The sequence below is a fragment of the Lentzea sp. NPDC003310 genome (genome assembly GCF_040610935.1).
Lineage (GTDB): Bacteria > Actinomycetota > Actinomycetes > Mycobacteriales > Pseudonocardiaceae > Lentzea.
This window is the reverse complement of record NZ_JBEXNC010000005.1, coordinates 363801-383663: the sequence shown is the minus strand read 5'-3', so window position 1 is coordinate 383663 and position 19863 is coordinate 363801. Positions and strand designations below refer to the sequence as shown.

General features: G+C 69.9%; 19 protein-coding genes. 12 read left to right on the top strand and 7 right to left on the bottom strand.

What is annotated here, in order from left to right; all coding sequences use genetic code 11:
- The first annotated feature begins 79 nt into the window (after window positions 1-79).
- On the top strand, window positions 80-1672 hold the full coding sequence (locus ABZX02_RS11885) for a PucR family transcriptional regulator ligand-binding domain-containing protein (protein ID WP_355297366.1): 1593 nt from the start codon (window positions 80-82) through the stop codon (window positions 1670-1672).
- Window positions 1673-1703: 31 nt separating this feature from the next.
- Here ABZX02_RS11885 and ABZX02_RS11880 read toward each other — a convergent pair whose 3' ends face one another.
- On the bottom strand, window positions 1704-2147 hold the full coding sequence (locus ABZX02_RS11880; protein ID WP_355297364.1) for a hypothetical protein: 444 nt from the start codon (window positions 2145-2147) through the stop codon (window positions 1704-1706).
- Between the two features lie 127 nt (window positions 2148-2274).
- Between ABZX02_RS11880 and ABZX02_RS11875 the strand changes: the two genes are divergently transcribed.
- The 4 genes from ABZX02_RS11875 to ABZX02_RS11860 are packed head-to-tail and all read left to right on the top strand — an operon-like array spanning window position 2275 to window position 5918.
- Window positions 2275-2982 (top strand): MerR family transcriptional regulator, encoded by a 708-nt coding sequence (locus tag ABZX02_RS11875; RefSeq protein ID WP_355297363.1) that lies wholly within the window; start codon window positions 2275-2277, stop codon window positions 2980-2982.
- Between the two features lie 17 nt (window positions 2983-2999).
- The gene (locus tag ABZX02_RS11870; RefSeq protein ID WP_355297361.1) at window positions 3000-3608 is read left to right on the top strand and encodes a class I SAM-dependent methyltransferase; all 609 of its coding nucleotides are present in this window, start codon (window positions 3000-3002) and stop codon (window positions 3606-3608) included.
- Window positions 3609-3660: 52 nt separating this feature from the next.
- On the top strand, window positions 3661-4170 hold the full coding sequence (locus ABZX02_RS11865) for a hypothetical protein (RefSeq protein WP_355297359.1): 510 nt from the start codon (window positions 3661-3663) through the stop codon (window positions 4168-4170).
- Entirely contained in the window at window positions 4167-5918 is a 1752-nt protein-coding gene (locus ABZX02_RS11860; protein WP_355297357.1) for a hypothetical protein, read from the top strand. Before ABZX02_RS11865 ends, ABZX02_RS11860 begins: the two co-directional genes overlap by 4 nt.
- Here ABZX02_RS11860 and ABZX02_RS11855 read toward each other — a convergent pair.
- Window positions 5915-6610 (bottom strand): hypothetical protein, encoded by a 696-nt coding sequence (locus ABZX02_RS11855; RefSeq protein ID WP_355297356.1) that lies wholly within the window; start codon window positions 6608-6610, stop codon window positions 5915-5917. The genes ABZX02_RS11860 and ABZX02_RS11855 overlap by 4 nt on opposite strands.
- 150 nt (window positions 6611-6760) lie before the next feature.
- Between ABZX02_RS11855 and ABZX02_RS11850 the strand changes: the two genes are divergently transcribed.
- The 7 genes from ABZX02_RS11850 (at window position 6761) to ABZX02_RS11820 (ending at window position 14972) form a co-directional block, all read left to right on the top strand.
- On the top strand, window positions 6761-8269 hold the full coding sequence (locus tag ABZX02_RS11850; protein WP_355297354.1) for an NCS1 family nucleobase:cation symporter-1: 1509 nt from the start codon (window positions 6761-6763) through the stop codon (window positions 8267-8269).
- Complete coding sequence (locus ABZX02_RS11845) at window positions 8266-9108, top strand: nitrilase-related carbon-nitrogen hydrolase (protein WP_355297353.1); 843 nt, start codon at window positions 8266-8268, stop codon at window positions 9106-9108. Before ABZX02_RS11850 ends, ABZX02_RS11845 begins: the two co-directional genes overlap by 4 nt.
- Complete coding sequence (hydA, locus tag ABZX02_RS11840; protein WP_355297351.1) at window positions 9105-10490, top strand: dihydropyrimidinase; 1386 nt, start codon at window positions 9105-9107, stop codon at window positions 10488-10490. Before ABZX02_RS11845 ends, hydA begins: the two co-directional genes overlap by 4 nt.
- 15 nt (window positions 10491-10505) lie before the next feature.
- Complete coding sequence (locus ABZX02_RS11835) at window positions 10506-11498, top strand: TIGR03842 family LLM class F420-dependent oxidoreductase (RefSeq protein WP_355297349.1); 993 nt, start codon at window positions 10506-10508, stop codon at window positions 11496-11498.
- Window positions 11499-11542: 44 nt separating this feature from the next.
- Window positions 11543-11755: a hypothetical protein gene (locus tag ABZX02_RS11830; protein WP_355297347.1), complete on the top strand. Its 213-nt coding sequence runs from the start codon at window positions 11543-11545 to the stop codon at window positions 11753-11755.
- Window positions 11756-11764: 9 nt separating this feature from the next.
- Window positions 11765-12754, top strand: coding sequence for a DUF4241 domain-containing protein (locus tag ABZX02_RS11825; RefSeq protein ID WP_355297345.1), 990 nt, complete (start codon window positions 11765-11767; stop codon window positions 12752-12754).
- Window positions 12755-12827: 73 nt separating this feature from the next.
- Entirely contained in the window at window positions 12828-14972 is a 2145-nt protein-coding gene (locus tag ABZX02_RS11820) for a tetratricopeptide repeat protein (protein WP_355297343.1), read from the top strand.
- Between the two features lie 3 nt (window positions 14973-14975).
- Here ABZX02_RS11820 and ABZX02_RS11815 read toward each other — a convergent pair whose 3' ends face one another.
- The 5 genes from ABZX02_RS11815 to ABZX02_RS11795 form a co-directional block, all read right to left on the bottom strand.
- The gene (locus ABZX02_RS11815; protein ID WP_355297341.1) at window positions 14976-15926 is read right to left on the bottom strand and encodes an NUDIX domain-containing protein; all 951 of its coding nucleotides are present in this window, start codon (window positions 15924-15926) and stop codon (window positions 14976-14978) included.
- Window positions 15923-17035 (bottom strand): glycosyltransferase family 4 protein, encoded by a 1113-nt coding sequence (locus ABZX02_RS11810; protein WP_355297340.1) that lies wholly within the window; start codon window positions 17033-17035, stop codon window positions 15923-15925. The genes ABZX02_RS11815 and ABZX02_RS11810 overlap by 4 nt, the downstream gene beginning before the upstream one ends.
- Window positions 17032-17934, bottom strand: a complete 903-nt coding sequence (locus ABZX02_RS11805) for a phosphatidylinositol mannoside acyltransferase (RefSeq protein WP_355297338.1) — start codon at window positions 17932-17934, stop codon at window positions 17032-17034. Before ABZX02_RS11805 ends, ABZX02_RS11810 begins: the two co-directional genes overlap by 4 nt.
- On the bottom strand, window positions 17931-18533 hold the full coding sequence (gene pgsA, locus ABZX02_RS11800) for a phosphatidylinositol phosphate synthase (protein ID WP_355297337.1): 603 nt from the start codon (window positions 18531-18533) through the stop codon (window positions 17931-17933). The genes ABZX02_RS11805 and pgsA overlap by 4 nt, the downstream gene beginning before the upstream one ends.
- 83 nt (window positions 18534-18616) lie before the next feature.
- Window positions 18617-19456 carry a helix-turn-helix transcriptional regulator gene (locus ABZX02_RS11795; RefSeq protein WP_355297336.1) on the bottom strand — a complete coding sequence of 280 codons (840 nt, stop codon included), beginning with the start codon at window positions 19454-19456 and terminating at the stop codon, window positions 18617-18619.
- Between the last annotated feature and the right edge of the window lie 407 nt (window positions 19457-19863).

The window sequence follows — 19863 nt, the reverse complement described above, 5'->3', positions numbered from 1 at the left end:
TGGGAGTCTGCTGGCGCGCGAGGTCCGCCGCCATGCACAACCTGTACCCGGATCGGCTGGTTGGCATTACGTTGTGTCCATGTACCCGACGGTCGCCGAAGTCGTCGCTCTGCCGGTGATCCGGCAGGGGAAACCTCGTCTCGTGGCGGGCTCGGCGGGGCTGTCGCGCCGTGTGCGGTGGGTGCACGTGGCGGAGATCGCGGACATCGCGCCGTTGCTGCGCGGCGGCGAACTCGTGCTCACGACCGGTGTGATGCTTCCGGAGTCCGGGCTCGCACGGTACGTGGAGGAGCTTGCCGCCGTGGGGTGCGCCGGACTGGTTGTCGAGTTGGGCAGGCGGTGGCGCGACGACGTGCCGGCCGCGCTGGTCACCGAGGCGGAGCGGCACGGGTTGCCACTGGTCACGCTGACCGAGGAGACCAAGTACGTGGCCGTGACCGAGGCGGTCGTGGGGCTGATCGTCGACGCCCAGCTGGCCGAGCTGCGGGCCGCGGAGCAGGTGCACGAGACGTTCACGGCGCTGACGGTCGCGGGGGCCGAACCCTCCGAGGTGCTGCGCGAGGTCGCGCGGACGTCCGGGCTGGCGGTCGTGCTGGAGACGCTCGGCCACGACGTGCTGGCCTACGACGCGGCCGGGCACGACCCCGTGACGTTGCTGGACGACTGGGCGGCGCGCTCGCGGGCGGTCACGGTCACCGAGCGGACCGCCTACGACACGGCGTCGGGCTGGTTGATCACGATCGTCGGCGCGCGGGGTGCGGACTGGGGGCGGCTCGTGATGGTCTCCCCTGAGCCACCACCGCACCGGCACGTCGTGGTCGCGGAACGCGCCGCGTCGGCGTTGGCGGTGCACAGGCTCGTGGCGCGCGACCGGGAGTCGTTGGAACGGCAGACGCACCGGACTCTGCTGGCGCAGTTGCTCGGCCAGGCCCCGCAGTCACCGGACCTGGGTGCGCGGGCGGCGGCCTTGGGCGTGCCGCTCGAACGGCGTCAGCTGATCGGTGTGGCGGTGCGGCCGGTGTCCGTGCTGCAGGGGCAAACGCTTGCCACCCAAGAGGTCCTGCGCGATCTCGCCGAGGCAACGGCACTGGCCGCACGGCGCGTGACGGTCGCCGCGCTGGTCGGCGTCGTGGACGACACCTCGGTCCGTGCGCTGCTATCGGTGCCGATGACCATTGGTGTGGAAGGGGTTCTGCGCAAGGTCGCGCGCGAGGTCCACCGGACGGCGGCCTCGTCGGTGGTCATCGCCGTCGGCACGACCGTGTCGTCCACAACGGACGTTCGCCGCTCCCTGGGCGAGGCCGCGCACGTGGCCGGGGCGGCGTTGCGCGCGCCCGGAACCCAGCTCTACCACCGGCTCGACGACGTGCGGCTGCGCGGACTGCTGCACCTGCTGCGCGAGGACGAACGGGTGCGCGCGTTCGCCGACCGCGAGCTCGGGCCGTTGCTGGCGAGGGACACCGCGCAGGGCTCCCGGCTCGTGGAGCTGCTGCGGTGCCTGTGCGAGAACGGCGGCAACAAGTCGGCGGCGGCCGCGGCGGCACACCTGTCGCGGACGGCCTACTACCAGCAGCTCGGGCGGATCGAACAGGTCCTCGGCGTCTCGCTGGAGGACCCGGAGTCCGTGCTGTCTCTTTATGTCGCCCTGCTGGTGCACGAAATGGGCCCGTGAGCGCGCACGGGCCCATTGTCGACGTGGGAACTCAGCCGTTGATCGTCGGGTGAACACCCGAGAGCACAGCCGGGTTCGGCACGACGCCGTTGGTCGGCAGGTCCTGCAGGCTCGGGGCCTGGAGGTCGCCGACGTGCGCGTTGCTCGTGATGTCCTGCGTGTGCGGCAGCGACGGCAGGGTGCCGAGCTGCGGCGCGACGGGCGCGGGGATGGTGCGCTCCTGCGCGGCACCGGGCAGCGCGGGAACCGGCAGGTCGGAGGCGACGGGCGCGCCGACGTGCGGCAGCTGCACCGCGCCGGCGGACTCGAGCGGGTTCGCGAGCTGCGAGGCGTCGGCGACCAGCTTGTCCGCACCGACCTCGGGAACGCCCGCGCCGACCTGCGGGAGCTCGGCGGCGCTGGCCGAACCCGCGAGGAGCGGGGCGGCGCTGGCGGCGAGCAGAGCGGCGGCGCGGAACAGTCCGGAACGAGACACAGTTTTCCTCAATCTGGTTTGGGGACCGATCTTCGATTTCATCGGCGCGTTCGGTTCGCGAATTAACCCGCTCGATCGGGTGTTCAGGGCTTGAACCTCACGCCACGGGAGGTCCTACGGTCGTGGAGTGACCCGTTGGAGCATCGGTGACCTGGCCAAAGCGAGTGGACTGACCGTCCGCACGCTGCACCACTACGACGAGATCGGGTTGGTCGTCGCATCGGAGCGCACGACCGCCGGTCACCGTCGGTACACACCGGACGATGTCCGGCGCCTCTATCAGGTGAGATCGCTGCGCCAGCTCGGCCTGTCGCTGGAGGAGGTCCGATCGGCACTGTCCCGTTCGGACTCGCTGCGCCCGCTCTTCGAGGCCCAGCTCGCCGCGCTGACCGCGCAGGCCCGGCAGGTGGAGGCGCTCCGGTCCCGGCTCACCGCCCTGCTCGACGGCCACACCACCGAATCCCTTCTGTCCACTTTGGAGATGATGTCCGTGCACGAGAGCTACTTCACCGCGGACCAGCTGTCCGACCTGCGCTCGCGGGCCGCCGCGCTGGGCCCGGAGGCCGTGGAGTCGCTGAAGGCCTCCTGGCTCCAGCTCGTCGGGCAACTGCGGCAGCACATGGCCGACGGCACCCCGCCCTCCGACCCGCGCGTGGTCGACCTGGCGCGCCAGTGGGACGAGGTCGGCGCGAAGTTCACCGGCGGCGACCCGGCGGTGCAGGCCGCGGCGCAACGGTCGTGGAACGAGAACAAGGCGACGATCAGCACGCAGATCGGCTGGCCCGCCGACGACGGCCTGGTGGATTACGTAACTCGGGCGCGCGCCGCCCGCTGAGCTGAAAAGGTGTCGTCATGTCCGCAGATGACGACGCCCGCCGCCTGCAGGCGGCAGACCCCACCGGTTGGTTCGAGAAGCTCTACGCGGAGGCCGACGCCGGCACGGCCTCCGTCCCGTGGGACATCCCGACCCCGCAACCGCATCTCGTCGACTGGGCCGCCGGAGTGGACGGCACCGGCCGGCGCGCGCTGGTCGTGGGCTGCGGCTACGGCCGCGACTCCGAGTTCCTCGCCACCCTCGGCTTCGAGGTGACGGCGTTCGACATCTCCCCCACCGCCGTGGCGGCCGTCCGGCAGCGCCACCCGGACTCGTCCGTCGACTACGTGGTGGCCGACCTGCTCGACCCGCCCGCCGAGTGGCACCACGCGTTCGACCTGGTCGTGGAGAACATGACGGTCCAGGCCCTGCCCGTGGACCTGCACGCCGACGCCATCGCGCGCGTGGCGTGGCTGACGGGCTCGACGCTGCTGGTCCTCGCCGTGGCGCGCGAGGACGGCTCGGACGTGACCGGACCGCCCTGGCCGCTGACGCCGTCCGAGATCAGGGCCTTCGAGACCGACGGCCTGACCGCGCTGAAGGTGGCCCGCGACGGGGCCCGCTGGACCGCGGAGTTCGTGCGGTGAACTGACCATGAACTGACCACTTATCACGGTCTTCCGCCGCTTAGCGTGAATCATGCTCGTTCGTCGGCTGATGGCCCGCCTGCTCGACTGGCTCCTGGTGCTGGTCGTGTCGTGGCCGTTGGTCCACGAACCCGTGCTGGTGGTGCTGTGCGCGGTGGTCTACGACGCCCTGCTGCTGCGCCTGAACACCCTCGGCAAGGTCCTGACGGGCCTGCGGGTCGTGGGTCCGGCGTCCGGCCTGACCACGCGGCGGGTGCTGACGCGCACGCTCGTCACGACCGCGCTGCCCGGCGCGGGCGTGGTGCTGGTGATGACGGGGCTGGGGTGGCGGGAGCCGTCGCTGATGGCGGGCCTCGGGTGGCAGCAGCCGTGGGTCGTCGTCGGGGAGCACATCGGGGCGGGGTCGGCCGGGTGGTTGTCGTCGCTGCTGCTGGTGGGCGGGTTCGTGCTGCTGGTGTTGTCCGTGGTGGAGGCGTTGGACCTGCGGGGGACGCGGACGTGGCACGACCGCAAGGCGGGGACGGCCGTGGTGAGGCTGAAGGTGGCACACTTGCAGCGGTGAACGAGTCGACCGGCGACGTCCAGAACCTCCTCCAGGTCGGCACGGCTCAGACCGTCAACGTGTCCATGCCCTCCGCACCGGTGTCGGCGCTGCGCGGGACGCGTTCGTCGACACCGTCGTTCACCGGACGCGAAGCCGAGCTGGGTGAGCTGGGAGCCGCGGAGTTCGTGGTCGTCTCCGGCATGGCGGGCGTGGGCAAGACCGAGCTCGCGCTGCGGTTCGCCGAGGGGTTCGCGGGCGATCGCCTGTTCTGCGACTTCCACGGCTACGACAGCCGCAGCCGTACCGCCGGTGAGGCGCTGGAGAAGCTGCTGGTCGACCTCGGGGTGCGGGAGGTTCCGGCGGACGAGGGCAACCGGGAGGCGTTGTTCCGCACGTGCCTCGCCGACCGCGACCCCGTGCTCGTCGTTCTCGACAACGTCTCCAGCGCGGCCCAGGTCCGCCCGCTGCTCGTGCCGGGCCACCGGATCGTGGTCACGAGCAGGCACCGGCTCACCGGGCTCGACGGCGCGCACCACCTGACGCTGCCGGTGCTGCCGGCCGAGGAGGCCGCCGAGCTCGTCGGGTCGGAGGAACTGGCGTCGCTGTGCGGGAACCTGCCGCTGGCGTTGCAGATCATGGCCGCGTTGCGGCGGTCCGATCCGGACAACGACTGGACAGCCGATCTCCGCGACACCCAGCTCGGCACGCTGGACCACGACGGCGAGACCGTGCGCGCCGCGTTCGACCTGTCGTGCCGGGCGTTGCCCGCCGCGCACCGCAAGGCGTTCCCGTACCTGGTGGTCCTGCCGGACGAGGCGCGGACGGCGGAGGTGGTGTCGGCTCTGCTGGACCGCTCCCCCGCCGAGACGCGGAAGCTGCTGCGCGACCTGCGCACCGCGCACCTGCTGGAGTCCGGCAACGCGATCCACGACCTGGTGCGGTGCTATGCGCAGGAGCTGCTCGCGGAGGAACCCGAGGCGAGGGTGGACGCGGCGTTCGACCGCGCGCTGCGCCACTTCGCCACGCGTTCGGGCACGGACGCCGACGCGTACACCGCGTCCTTCTCCGACCTCGTCGACGCCATCGAGGGAGGCGGCGAGACGAGGCTGGAGGCCCGCGCTCTCGCCCTGAGACTCGCGGCGGCGGGTGCTCTGCTCGACCAGCAGGACGCCGCGTCGATCACCATCGAGGTCGGCGGCGACCAGAGCCCGCGCGTGGTCATCGAAGAAGCGCTCGCGGCCGTCGCCGAGGCCGAGGAGTCCGACGTGCGCGCCCACGACGCGATCATCCGGGCCGAGGAGCTGATGAACCTCGGCCGGGCGGGCGAGGCGGTACCGCTGCTGGTGGAGGAGATCGACAGGGCCGAGCAGCGCGGACACAGGCCGATCGTGTTGTCGCTGACGGTGTGCCTGGGCGTGGCTCTGGTGGACGACGAGCGGTTCGGCGAGGCGATCGCCTGTCTCACGCGGGTGGTGGACGAGTCGGAGGACGCCGCGGACGTCCACTACAACCTGGGCAAGGCCCACTTCCACACGGACGCCCTGCCGGACAGTGCGCACCACTTCGCCCGAGCGGCCGCGTTGATGCGCGCCGGGAACCGGCTCGACGGTGAGGCGGTCTCGCTGGCCCTTCTCGGGAACACCCTCCACCTGCTGGGGCGGTTCGACGAACGCGACCACGCCTGGCGCGACGGGCTGACGGCGGCCGAGGCGTGCGGCCTGGACGACCTGGTCGTGATACTGCGAGAAAACCTGGACGACCTCTAGACCCTGTCCCCGATGAACCTCAACGCCTCCGGCAGCACCCTGCGCCAATAGCCGTCGCTGTGTTCCCCGTGCTCGAACGACCCCACGGCGCCCACGGCCCGTGCGAGCTCCACGGCCGGATCGTGGAACGGGTCCTCTCGCCCGCACCACACCCCCACGGGTGACGTGATCCTCTCCCTGTGCCGCAACGGTTCGTGCGCCTCCCACACCTCACGCGACGCGAACCCGTCGATCCGCTCGGCGTCCTCCCAGCTCGGGAACAACGCCGGACTGATCGCGGCCACGGCCTTCAACGACCGCCTCGTGGCCAGGTCCAGCACCCCGAAGCCACCCATCGAGATCCCGAGAGCGGCCTCGAACGGCACCGGCGGGTCGAGGTTCACCCAGTAGTCCTCACCGCCGTTGACCACCGCGCACCGGAACCCGTGCCCGTTGAGGAACCGCGGCAGCCCGAGCTCCTCCCACCACCGCACGCTGCCGCCCCGCCCGTGCAGCACGAGCACGACCGGCCCGGCCACACCCGTCCACGCACCCCACGGCATGGGCTGAACGGGTACAGGTTCGACGGCGGGCACCACCCCGTCGGGCCCGGTCCACCCCAGCAGCCGACGCCCGCGCGGACTCAGCGCGCCGTACGTCCCCGCTGCTCCCGCCAGCCCCAGGCCGCCCAGCACGACGGCTCGCCGTGACATCCCCACGTCCACCAGTGGAACACAATGTGCGCCGATCATGACAAGCGTGGACACTCTGACACTGCCACACCTGCGGCGGCGGACCCAGGATTCCGGGATGGAATCCGACCGGGTTGGCGTTGTTTCAGCAGCGTAACAGGGGGTTGAACGATGGCAGTCGAGTCCTCACCGCCCCAGGTCACACCTGATGGCCGCGTCGAACTGAGCGACGCAGGTCCCATCAAGGACAGCAGGTTCTTCAACCCCGAACTCGCCCCCGTGCCCGTCGAGCAGCGGACGTGGACGACGTACAACTTCTTCGCGCTGTGGATGGGCATGGCGCACAACATCCCCAGTTACACGCTGGCCGCGTCGTTGATCGCGATCGGCATGGACTGGGTGCAGGCTTTCCTCACCATCACCCTCGGCAACCTGATCGTGCTCGTCCCCATGCTGCTCAACAGCCACGCGGGCACGAAGTACGGCATCCCGTTCCCCGTGTTCGCCCGCGCGTTCTACGGCATCCGGGGCGCCAACCTCGTCGCGCTGCTGCGGGCGTTCATCGCGTGCGCCTGGTTCGGCATCCAGACGTGGGTCGGCGGCAAGGCGCTGCACGTGATCATCGGCCGGCTGGCGGGCGACGGGTGGACCAAGGCGTCGTCCGTCGCGGGTCAGCCGTGGACGTTGTGGTTGTGCTTCTTCGGTTTCTGGGTCGTGCAGATGCTGGTGATCTGGCGCGGCATGGAGGCCATCCGGCGGTTCGAGAACTGGACGGCGCCGCTCGTCAGCGTCGGGTTCCTGATCCTGCTGGGCTACGTGGCGGTGAAGGCCGGCGGGTTCGGGCCGATCCTGCACCAGCCCAGCAGCCTCGGCTGGGGTGCCGACTTCTGGAAGGTCTTCTTCCCCGCGCTGATGGGCATGATCGCGTTCTGGTCGACGCTGTCGTTGAACATGCCGGACTTCACGCGGTTCGGCGGCAGCCAGAAGAAGCAGGTGACCGGGCAGATCCTCGGCCTGCCGACCACCATGTCGTTCATCGCGATCGTCGCGATCCTGACGACGTCGGGCGCGCAGGCCCTGTACGGCGAGGCGATCTGGGACCCGGCGGACCTCGCGTCGCGGTTCGACAGCACGCTGCTGGTGATCGTCGCGCTGATCTCGCTGGTGCTCGCCACGATCTCGGCGAACCTCGCGGCGAACGTCGTCAGCCCGTCCTACGACTTCTCCAACGCCTTCCCGAAGCGCATCACGTTCGCGGTCGGCGGCCTGATCACCGGCGTGATCGGCATCGTGATCCAGCCGTGGCGGCTGATCTCCGACCCGAACATCTACATCTTCGCGTGGCTGGGCTTCTACGGCGGTCTGCTGGCATCGGTGGCCGGTGTGTTCGTCGCCGGGTACTGGGTGATCAAGAAGACGCACCTGGAGCTCACCGACCTCTACCTCGACGGCCGGGGCGCGTACTGGTTCAACGGCGGCTGGAACTGGCGCGCGGTCGTGGCGACGCTCGTGGGCTCGCTGCTCGCGGTCGGCGGCGCGCACGGCGGGCCGTTCCCCGAGGGCGGGCTGATCCCGTTCCTCAAGCCCCTCTACGACTACAACTGGGTCGTCGGCTTCGCGGCCGGCTTCCTGGTCTTCCTCGCTCTGAAGGACAACTCGGCAAAGGAGACGACCAGGTGAGCAACATCATCCGGGCGGCGCTCGTCCAGCAGAAGTGGACGGGCGACAAGGAGTCGATGATCGCGAACGCGGTCGAGCACATCCGCACTGCCGCCTCCCAGGGCGCGCAGGTGCTGTGCCTGCAGGAGCTCTTCTACGGCCCGTACTTCTGCCAGGTCCAGGACGCCGACTTCTACTCCTACACCGAGTCCATTCCGGACGGTCCGACCACCCGGCTGATGCAGGAGGTGGCCGCGCAGAACAACATCGTGCTGATCGTGCCGATGTACGAGGTCGAGCAGCCGGGCGTCTACTACAACACCGCGGCTGTGATCGACGCGGACGGCACGTACCTCGGCAAGTACCGCAAGAACCACATCCCGCAGGTCAAGGGCTTCTGGGAGAAGTTCTACTTCAAGCCCGGCAACCTCGGGTACCCGACGTTCGACACGGCGGTGGGGCGCATCGGCGTCTACATCTGCTACGAGCGCCACTTCCCCGAGGGCTGGCGCGCGCTGGGCCTCGCGGGCGCGAAGATCGTGTTCAACCCGTCGGCGACCTCCCGTTCGCTGTCCGAGTACCTGTGGAAGCTGGAGCAGCCGGCCGCGGCCGTCGCGAACGAGTACTTCGTCGGCGCGATCAACCGCGTCGGTGTGGAGCCGTTGGGGGACAACGAGTTCTACGGTCAGACGTACTTCGTGTCGCCGCGCGGCCAGCTCGTCAGCGACGCGGCGTCCGACACCGAGGAGGAGCTCGTCGTGCGCGACCTCGACCTCGACCTGCTCACCGAGGTCCGCGACACGTGGGCGTTCTACCGCGACCGCCGCCCCGACACCTACGAGGGCCTGGTGACGCCGTGAGCACGCTGATCAAGAACGGCCTGGTGATCAACGCGACGGGCTCGCACGCCGCCGACGTGCTGATCGACGGTGAGCACATCGCCGCCCTCGTCACGCCGGGCTTCGAGGTGCAGGCCGACGAGGTGATCGACGCGGCCGGCAAGTACGTCATCCCCGGCGGCATCGACGCGCACACGCACATGGAGATGCCGTTCGGCGGCACCCAGTCCGCGGACACCTTCGAGACCGGCACGACCGCCGCGGCGTGGGGCGGCACCACCACGATCGTCGACTTCGCCGTGCAGCCCAAGGGCTCCTCGCTGCTGTCCACACTGGACAAGTGGCACGCCAAGGCGGACGGCAACTGCGCCGTGGACTACGGCTTCCACATGATCATCTCCGACGTGACCGACGAGTCGCTCAAGGAGATGGAGTCGTGCATCGCGGCCGGCGTGAACAGCTTCAAGATGTTCATGGCCTACCCCGGCGTCTTCTACGCGACGGACGGCGAGATCCTGCGCGCCATGCAGAAGGCGCGCGAGACCGGCGCCACGATCATGATGCACGCGGAGAACGGCATCGCGATCGACCAGCTCGTCGCGCAGGCACTGGCTTCCGGTCTGGGCGATCCCGTGCAGCACGGCCTGACCCGCCCGCCGGAGCTGGAGGGCGAGGCCACCTCCCGCGCGATCCAGCTGGCGAAGGTCACCGGCTCGCCGCTCTACATCGTGCACCTGTCGGCCGCGCAGGCGCTCGACGCCGTCACGGCCGCGCGGGACACGGGCCAGAACGTGTTCGCCGAGACGTGCCCGCAGTACCTCTACCTGTCGCTGGAGGACCTGGCCAAGCCCGGTTTCGAGGGCGCGAAGTACGTGGCCTCGCCTCCGTTGCGCCCCAAGGAACACCAGTCGTCGCTGTGGCGCGGCCTGCGGACGAACGACCTGTCCGTCGTGAGCACCGACCACTGCCCGTTCTGCTTCAAGGACCAGAAGCAGCTCGGCCTGGGCGACTTCTCGAAGATCCCGAACGGCATGCCCGGCGTCGAGCACCGCGTCGACCTGCTGCACCAGGGCGTGGTGAAGGGCGAGATCACCCGCGAGCGCTGGGTCGAGATCGTCTCCACCACCCCGGCGCGCATGTTCGGCATGTACCCGCGCAAGGGCGTGATCGCACCGGGAGCCGACGCCGACGTGGTCGTCTACGACCCCACGGCCACCCAGACGATCTCCGCCGAGACGCACCACATGGCCGTGGACTACTCGGCCTACGAGGGCTTCGAGGTCACCGGTCGGGTCGACACGGTGTTCTCCCGCGGCCGCAAGGTGATCGCGGACGGCGCCTACCACGGCTCGACGGGCCACGGCCGCTTCGTGACCCGCGACCTCAACCAGTACCTCGTCTGAGAAAGGAGGTCCACTGTGGACTTCGGCGTTGTGCTCCAGACCGACCCGCCCGCGAGGGACGTGGTCGAGGGCCTCCGCGCGGCCGAGGACTGCGGCTTCCGCTACGGCTGGACGTTCGACTCCTGCGTGCTCTGGCAGGAACCGTTCGTCATCTACTCGCAGGTCCTCTCCGCCACCCGCGACCTGGTGGTCGGCCCGATGGTCACCAACCCGTCGACGCGGGACTGGTCCGTCACGGCCTCGCTCTTCGCGACGCTGAACGACATGTTCGGCAACCGCACCGTCTGCGGCATCGGCCGAGGCGACTCGGCCCGCCGCGTCATCGGCCAGAAACCCGCCTCACTGGCGACCCTGGGCTCCGCGATGCACGTCATCAAGGAGCTGGCCGAGGGCCGTTCCGTGGAACACCACGGCACACCCGTGCAGATCCCGTGGGTGCGCAACGGAAAGCTCGAGATGTGGATGGCCGCCTACGGCCCGCGCGCGTTGAAGATGGTCGGTGAACAGGCCGACGGCTTCATCCTGCAGACCGCCGACCCGGACATCGCGCGCTGGACGATCGGCTCGGTCCGCGAGGCCGCGGTGGCCGCCGGCCGCGACCCGTCGGCGATCACGATGTGCGTGGCCGCGCCCGCGTACGTGGGCACGGACCTGGCCCACCAACGCGACCAGCTGCGGTGGTTCGGCGGCATGGTCGGCAACCACGTGGCGGACCTCGTCGCGCGGTACGGGGACTCGGGCGTGGTGCCCAAGGCGCTGACCGACTACATCAAGGACCGCGAGGGCTACGACTACTCGCACCACGGCAAGGCGGGCAACCGGTCGACCGACTTCGTGCCGGACGCGATCGTGGACCGGTTCTGCCTGGTCGGGCCGGAGTCGGCGCACGTCGAGCGGTTGCAGGAGCTGAAGGAGATCGGGGTCGACAACTTCGCGCTGTACCTGATGCACGACGAGAAGGACAAGACGCGGGACGCGTACGGGTCGGCGGTGATCCCGGCGGTCTGAGCGACCGCCGAAAACTGTCAGACCCCGTCAGTAGCGTGTCGGACATGACGGATTCTCTGACGGTGGTCCACTGCGAGGGCTGGGATCCGGCCCGGCGGGCGATCGCGGGCAGGCTGCCGGTGGCGGTCGCGCAGGAGCGCGACCGCGCCGGCGAGCAGTACGCGTTCTGCCTGGTCGACGGGTCCGGCCGGGTGGTGCGGGTCGGTGAGATCGCGTGGTCGGCGGGCTTCGCCCGCCTGTGGTTCCTCGACGACTAGGGCCGCCGGGTGAGGTCGCTCGAATACCGCGTGCTCGACGACCGGCTGTTCCTGCTGAACAGTCGCGAGTGGACGTACTTCTCGGCGGACCAGCCCGAGTTCGACGAGAACGCGGGCCTCGCCAAGCGGTCGTACTCCCCGGACGGCACCACGGTCCTGTCCGACGAGCCGCAGGGCCGCAGAGGTGGTTCGTCCCGCGAGCACACGACGACGGACGTCAGCGGGCTGTACCGCGCCTTACCGAGCTTCCCCGACTGGGCCGAGTTCGCCGAGGTCTCCGCCACCCTGGTGCTGGAGGACCCGCCCCAGGAGTCCGCCGAACCGCCGTGGCGTCCCAGCGCGCCCCTGGCGGCCGAGGGCATCGAGTCCGCGTTCACCTCGGGCACCCGCTGGAAGCTCCACGACAGGGTGGTCACCACCGAGGTGGTGGAGGCGGGCACGCTCAGGATGCCGAGCGGCCAGGTCGCCGTCTCCGACCCCGGCTGGCTGGACGGCCACGTCAAGCCGTTCACCGTCACCGTCGCGCCCGGCGAGTACCGGGTGGACCTGGGCCTCGTCCGCTTCGAGGCGAACCCTGAGCACGTCCGCGTCACGGCGGCGAAGCTGGTGGTCTCCAACGCCCAGGTCGTGTCGTGGGAACCGGCCCTGACAGCGGGCCAGGACGCCCGCGTCCTCGGCGCGGACGAGTACTACGGCTTCGGGGTGGACGCCGGCGCCGGCTGCTTCTTCGACGCCGCGGCCCTGGGCGCGTTCGAGCAGCTCCTGGACGAGGACGGCTTCGAGGACCTCCTGATCGATCCCCTCGGTGACGACGACCTGGCCGTGGTGACCGATCCGGAGTCGGGAGCGACGCTGGTCGCGTACTCGTCGGGCTGGGGCGACGGCTCCTACCCGACCTGGATCGGCCGCACGGCGACGGGCGAGGTCGCCTGCTTCGTCTCGGACATGCTGATCCTGCGCTACGCCACGCCGGCAGACGAGGAGGTGCTGATGAGCTGACGCACTGCTCCGTCCGGGGCATGTCGGCGTTGCACTCACGCCCAGCCACCTGTCGCGAACCGATACTGCTTTGATGCCGCACGACGACGTGTCCAACAAGGTCGACCAAGCCTCCGGGCAGGTCGTGCAGGCGGGCACGGTCAACGAACTGCACTTCCACCAGTCGTCGGCAGCGCAGCCGGGAGCGGTGCTTCCTCTTCGGGTCGGCCTGGTGCCGCAGCTGGCGGCGTCCTTCCAGACACGGGCGACCAGCGATCTGGTGACGAGCGCGCTGGATGGTGGTGGTACCGCGGTCCTGACGTCCGACGGTGCTCACGCCGCCGTGCTGTCCGGCATGGGTGGCGTGGGCAAGACCCAGATCGCAGCCGAGTTCGCCGAACGCACCTGGGCGTCCGGTGAGATCCGTCTGCTGGTCTGGATCACAGCAGGGTCCCGCGAGGCGATCGTGGCGGGCTACGCGAACGCATCCGCCAAGCTCACCGGCAGAGAGGATCCGGATCCGGAACGCGGCGCGACGACTCTGCTGGAGTGGCTGGCGCAGACCACCGAACCCTGGCTGGTGCTGCTCGACGACCTCCAGGCCCCGGCTGACCTGGCCGGACTGTGGCCACCGTCGACGGCACACGGCCGGACGGTCGTGACCACCCGACGACGCGACGCCGCACTCCGAGGTCATCGCAGGAACATGGTCGAAGTGGGGGTCTTCAGCGAAGCCGAGGCCCTGACCTACCTGCGGACGGTGCTCGCCGATCACCCGCTCGCGGCGGACGGTGCCGAAGACCTGGTGCGAGACCTCGGACGGTTACCGCTGGCGCTTGCCCAGGCGGGCGCCTACATCAGGGACCGGCACCTGTCGTGCGCCGAGTACCGCAAGCGTCTCGTGGACCGCCGCCTCGCGACCGTACTGCCGGATCCGGCCGAACTGCCGGACGAACACCGGGCGACGGTCGCCGCGACCTGGTCCCTGTCCGTGGAGCAGGCCAACCGGCTGGAGCCGCGCGGCGCCGCGCGGCCGCTGCTCGACATCGCGAGCACTCTGGACGCGAACGGCATTCCAATCGGAGTCTTCACCTCCCCGGCGGTGCTGGTGTACCTCTCGCACGTGACAGAGCGGGAGTTCACCGCCGACGATGCGCGGGACGGACTTGCTTGCCTGCACAGGCTGAACCTCCTCACGCTCACGACGACGTCGGTGTCGCGCGAAGTTCGTGTGCACGCACTGGTGCAGCGCGCCACCCGTGATGTCTGGTCAGACACGCAGCTGAGACTCATAACGCACCTGGCAGCTGAGGCTCTGGGGGAGATCTGGCCTGCCAGAGGTGCAAACCGGTTGCTGGGTCAGGTCCTGCGCGCCAACGTCGACGCGATCATGGGGATCGGCGCGGAGCACTTCTGGACACCGGGATGTCACGTGGTGCTGTTCCTCGTGGGCCAAAGCCTTGGCGAAAGCGGGTTCGCCACCGAAGCCAGGAACTACTTCAAAGATCTGCACGAGGCCACCGCCAGGCGGTTGGGACCTGATGACTACTACACGCTGTCCACCCGGTACAACCTCGGGATCTGGCTCGACGCGACCGGTGACCGGGCCGGCGCGATCGCGGAGTACGAACAGTTGCTGGCCGACCGGATTCGAGTATTCGGTCCAGACCACCGAGACACGCTCGTCACGCGCAGCCGGTTGCTCGGGTGGCGAGCGGAATCCGGTGATCTGCCCGAGGCACCCTCCGAACTCGATCGGCTCGTCAAGGACTTCACGCGGGTGCTCGGAGCGGACGACTCCGACACGTTGGTCGCTCGCAACCGCCTCGCCGCATCACTGGTCGACGACGCCGGGCGGGCGTTGGCCGCGTTCGAGTCGCTTCTCGCCGATCGACTACGTGTACTCGGTGCAGACCATTACGACACGCTGGTGACGCGTGGGCACCTCGCTGCCACGCGTAGCCGGGCAGGAGACCCGAACCGCGCAGTCGCGGATCTCGAGCGGCTCGTCGCCGACGACATCCGCGTGCTCGGGCCTGATCACCCCAACACCCTCATGGACCGCAACAACCTAGCGTTCCACAGCCACATGGCGGGCGACTCCGAGGGGGCGCTCAGCCTCTTGGAGGCCCTACAACCCGATCTGATGCGAGTTCTCGGCCCCGATCACCCGTATACGGGACTCGCGCTCTCAAATCTCGAGTACCTGCGCAAACAGATATCCGACGCCGGGTCCTGAGGGTCAGCGGACCGTACGGGTCTCGCCGTCCCACCCAGCGCTCAGCGTCGGGAGGAGTTCGGCGAGCTGCACCGGGTAGACGGTGTCCTCGGCGGCCTCGAGCTCCGCCGCGCTCCACCACCGGTGTGCGGTGATGGAGGACTCTTCGACGTCGTTGAACCCCGAGGTGTCGATGGTCAGCTCACCGTCCACGGTGGCGTGGAAGAACCACTCCTCCGCGTCGAAGGTCTCGCCGTCGAAGGAGAACACCGCACGGCGACGCCAGATCGGGCCGACCAACGAGTCCGGCGGCAGCTTCAGTCCGGTCTCCTCAAAGGCCTCGCGCACGGCCGCGTCGACCAACTCCTCGCCGTCCTCGACACCGCCACCGACGGTGAACCAGAACGACTCTTGAGGCCGAGCGGGGTCGAAGCCCTGGAACAGCAGCACACGACCCGAAGCATCGGTCAGCACCACACGGGCGGACGGACGAGGTCGCAGCATCACGGCGTCGGACGGCGCGGCCGGCTCGGCGATCTCGAAGTACGACGGTTGCGGGGCGGTGCCGGCCAGCCGCAACCACCGCGCCACCCGGCGGCGGCGCTGGAGCAGGGTGTCGCGGACCGCGTCGTTGTGGACTCGGCGGGCCAGGACCACGCGTTCCTCGGCGTCGGCGAGCTCGAAAGCCAGTGCCGGGGCCAGAGTGGAACGGTCCAGGGCTCCCAGCAGACTCGACAGTTCGTTCTCCGCCAGTTCGCGGTCCGCACGCGAGGCGGACTCGGCGCGGGAGGCCGCGGCGGACAGGGCCGGGTCGAGCAACGCACGCACGACCACTGCTCGGCGGGCCAGGGCCGCGTCGAGGGCTGCCCAGGCCGCGTCGGTGCGGACGTGGAGGCGGTCCAGGCGGTTCGCGATGGAGAGGATCCAGGCGGCCAGCAGCAGGGCGACCACGACTACGACCAGGACCGTGGTCATGCCTCGCTCACCCGGCGGGGGTCGGCGGCGATCGCGGTCTCGTAGACGCGCAGCACCTGCGAGGCGACCACGGACCAGTCGAAGGTCTGGACTCGTTGCGAGGCAACGGTGACGTACTCGGCGCGCAGGGCCGAGTCGCGGAGCACGGAACGCAGGGCGTCGGCCAGGGCGGCGGCGTCGCCCACCGGGAACAGGACGCCTGCCTTGCCGTCGTCGAGGACTCGGCGGAAGGCGTCCAGGTCGGAGGCGACCACGGCGGTGCCGGCGGACATCGCCTCGGTCAGGATGATGCCGAACGACTCGCCGCCGGTGTTCGGGGCGACGTAGACGTCCAGGGAGCGGAGCATGCGGGCCTTGTCCTCGTCGCTGACCTGGCCGAGCAGGTCCACGCGATCGGAGAACCTGCCCTCGAACGGGTTCTCGCCACGGCCCACGACCAGCAGGCGGAGGTCGGGGAACTCGTCGGCGATCAGGCCGAACGCCTCCCACAGCAGGGGCATGCCCTTGCGGGGCTCGTCGTAGCGGCCGACGAAGCCGATGGTGCCGCCGGGACGGGGGTAGCCGTCCAAAGTGGACGCGGAGGCGAAGAAGTCGACGTCCACGCCGTTCGGGATCTCCACGGCGTCGCCGCCGAGGTGCTCGACCTGGACCCGGCGGGCCAGGGCCGAGACGGCGATGCGGGCGGTGACCTTCTCCAGGAACGGTTGCAGGACGCCCTGGAACGCCGCGAGCATCTTCGAGCGCGGGGTCGAGGTGTGGAACGTGGCGACGATCGGGCCGTCGGCGACCATCAGGGCCAGCATCGACAGGGACGGCGCGGTCGGTTCGTGCAGGTGCAGGACGTCGAACTGGTGCTCGTCGATCCAGCGGCGGACCCGCGCGTACGAGACGGGGCCGAAGGACAGGCGCGCCACCGAGCCGTTGTACGGGATGCCGACAGCGCGGCCCGCCGACGTGACGAACGGCGGTAGTTCCTGGTCGTCGTCGGCCGGGGCCAGGACGTTCACGGTGTGGCCCAGGGAGATCAGGGCGCGCGCCAGGTCGACGACGTGCGCCTGCACTCCCCCTGGCACGTCGAAGGAGTACGGGCAGACGATGCCTACCTTCACCGCGCGAGCCTCCTGGCGAGGGCGGCGCGGCGCTTCTCCGGCAGGTCGGCGAGCCAGAGCTGCTGCAGCATGTGCCAGTCGGCCGGGTGGGCGGCGATGTCGGCGGCGAAGACGTCCGCGACGGCCTGGGTGGCGGCCTGGACGGTGCTCACCTTGATCGGCGGGTGGATGCGGAAGTGCCAGCCGTCCCCGGTGAACCAGCAGCCGACCGGGAGCAGGGCGGCGCCCGTCGTCGCGGCCAGGTGGGCCGGGCCCGCGGGCATCAGGGTCTGCTCGCCGAAGAACGTCACGGGCACGCCGGACGACGTCAGGTCGCGGTCGGCGAGCAGGCACACGACCTTGTTGTCGCGCAGGCGTTCGGCCAGCACCGTCGCGGGTGGACGGTCGCCGCCGTTGAGCGGCAGCACCTCGAAGCCGAGCGTCTCGCGGAAGTCCAGGAACTTGCGGTACAGCGACTCGGGCTTCAGGCGTTCGGCGACCGTCGTGAACGTGCCGGAGTGCCCGACGAGCCACACGCCCGCCATGTCCCAGTTGCCGCTGTGCGGCAGCGCCACGACGGCGCCGGTGCCGGCGGCCAGGGCGGCGTCGAGGTTCTCCACGCCGGACACCTGCGAGTCGCACTTCTCGTAGGCCGCGCGCAGGTCCATCGACGGCAGCCGGAAAGCCTCGCACCAGTAGCGCGCGTAGGAGCGCAGCGAGTCGCGGACCAGGTCGTCGAGCTCGTCGTCGCCCGCCTGGGGCACGACCCGGCGCAGGTTGCGGCGCAACTGCTCCACCCCGGCGCCGCCGCGGCGGGCCGCGTAGTCGGCGCCCGCGCGGAACAGGCCGCGCGCCCACGACTCCGGCAGCAGGCGGATCAGCCGCCACCCGGCGGTGTAGCCGAGGGTCGCGAGGTTCACGCGGCCTCCCGCGCCGAGCGGGCGACCGCGAAGATCCGCTGCAGCACCGTCACCACGGTCATGGCCGCGAGCAGCCACAGCGAGATGTCCATCAGGTGCGGCACGCCGAGACCCTGCACGCCCGCGCCGATCAGCGCGACGATGAACCGCTCCGCCCGCTCGGCCAGGCCGCCGTCGGCGGACAGGCCCGACGCGTCGGCCCGGGCCTTCACGTAGGAGATCACCTGCGAGGCCACCAGGCAGATGAACCCCGCCGCCGCCGTCCACCGGTTGCCGGTGTCGAACGCGTACCAGGTGAGCGCCGCGAACAACGCCCCGTCCGCGATGCGGTCGCAGGTGGCGTCGAGGACGGCGCCGAACTTCGTGGGGCCCTGCGCGCGGGCCATGGCGCCGTCGATCAGGTCGAGCAGCACGAAGACCGTCACCAGCGCGCAGCCCAGGAACAGCTGCCCGCGGGGGATGAACCACAACGCGCTCGCCACGGCGCCGATCGTGCCGACGACGGTCACGGCGTTGGGGGTGAGGCCACGCGCCAGCAGCCACGCCCCGATCGGATCGGTGACGCGCGAGACGGACGCGCGAGCGAAGATGTTCAGCATGGCAGTCGCAGCCTAGCTGGACTGGTGAAACACCCGGCTCGCGGGTGACACGGCACCCGCGAACCCCCCTCGGTGAACCCTCTCTAGCCGAGCCGGCGGTGGTCTTCGGCGATGCGCTTGAGCAACCCCTGCAACTCCTCCCCCCGCACCGCCAGCCGCTCCAGCCGGCCGAACAGCGCGAGGTACTCGCGCACGTCGAGCGGGTCGGTGATGGTGGCGTTGCCGGTCAGCACGCTGACCGTGACGACGCGCTCGTCGTAGATGTGGAAGCCGTGCAGCGCGACCACGTTCGCGTCCGCCGACCACGGCACCACGCCGAGCCGCACGTTCGGCCGGCGCTGGATCGCGGCCAGATGCTCGACCTGTTCCGCCATCAGCTCCGCCGAGCCCATCCGCCAGCGCAGCGCGCTCTCGGAGAGCACGAACACGAACTGCTTCGCCAGGTCGTCCATCCGGGCACGGCGGGTGCGCAGGGCGGCCACCGCGGCCTCCTGCTCGGCGTGCGGCATCGTCCCCAGCACGATCCGCAGGTAGGACTCGGACTGCAACAGCGAGGGCACCAGGTTGACCTGGAAGAACCTCGATGTCGCGGCGCGGGCCTCCACGCGGCTGATCGTCTGCTGGTGGCGGTGCGCTCCTCGGTGCAGCACGACGCGACGGGTCTCCGCCTCGGCGTGCAACGACTTGGCGAGTTCGACCAGTTCGATGCGCGTCTCCCTCGCGGCGGCCAGTTCCGCCACGAGTCGCTCCACGTCCGTCACGGACGGGAGCAGCATGCCGTTCTCGATCTTCGACAGCTTTGATTGGCTCATCCCGGTGGCACGGGCGGTGGCCGTGCCGGTCATCTTCGCCTCGGTGCGCAACCGGCGTAGTTCACGCGAAAGCCGCTCTCTCGCTAATCGCGAACGCTCAGGTGCGGTCATGTTCGCACCGTAACCATTCGCGCACAGTGAGACGATCGGCCATAGGCGGGGACTTGACTCGCAGTTGACACCTCCAGGTGGGTGATCTCACCTACCTGGAATCGCTTTGTGCTGGCGTTACGTCTCGATCGAAGGGTGAAATGCACCCAAAAGAAGTAACCCAAAACCTATTCCGCACCACGTGGAAACCAGGTCGATTGTCCACCCCGGACAAGCTGAGTGGTTTTTGTCACTCTTTTGTCCAAGAATTAGTACGGACTTCAATCACAGTGAGGTCGACTAAACGCCTCGTTTAGCGTGCAAAACCGACCGAACAGCTAGTCCGATGGCGCCGAAAATCAGCACGAACGCGATGAGTCCCAGTCCGGGCGCGTCGTCGTGCTGGGCGTACATCAGAGCGCCCACTC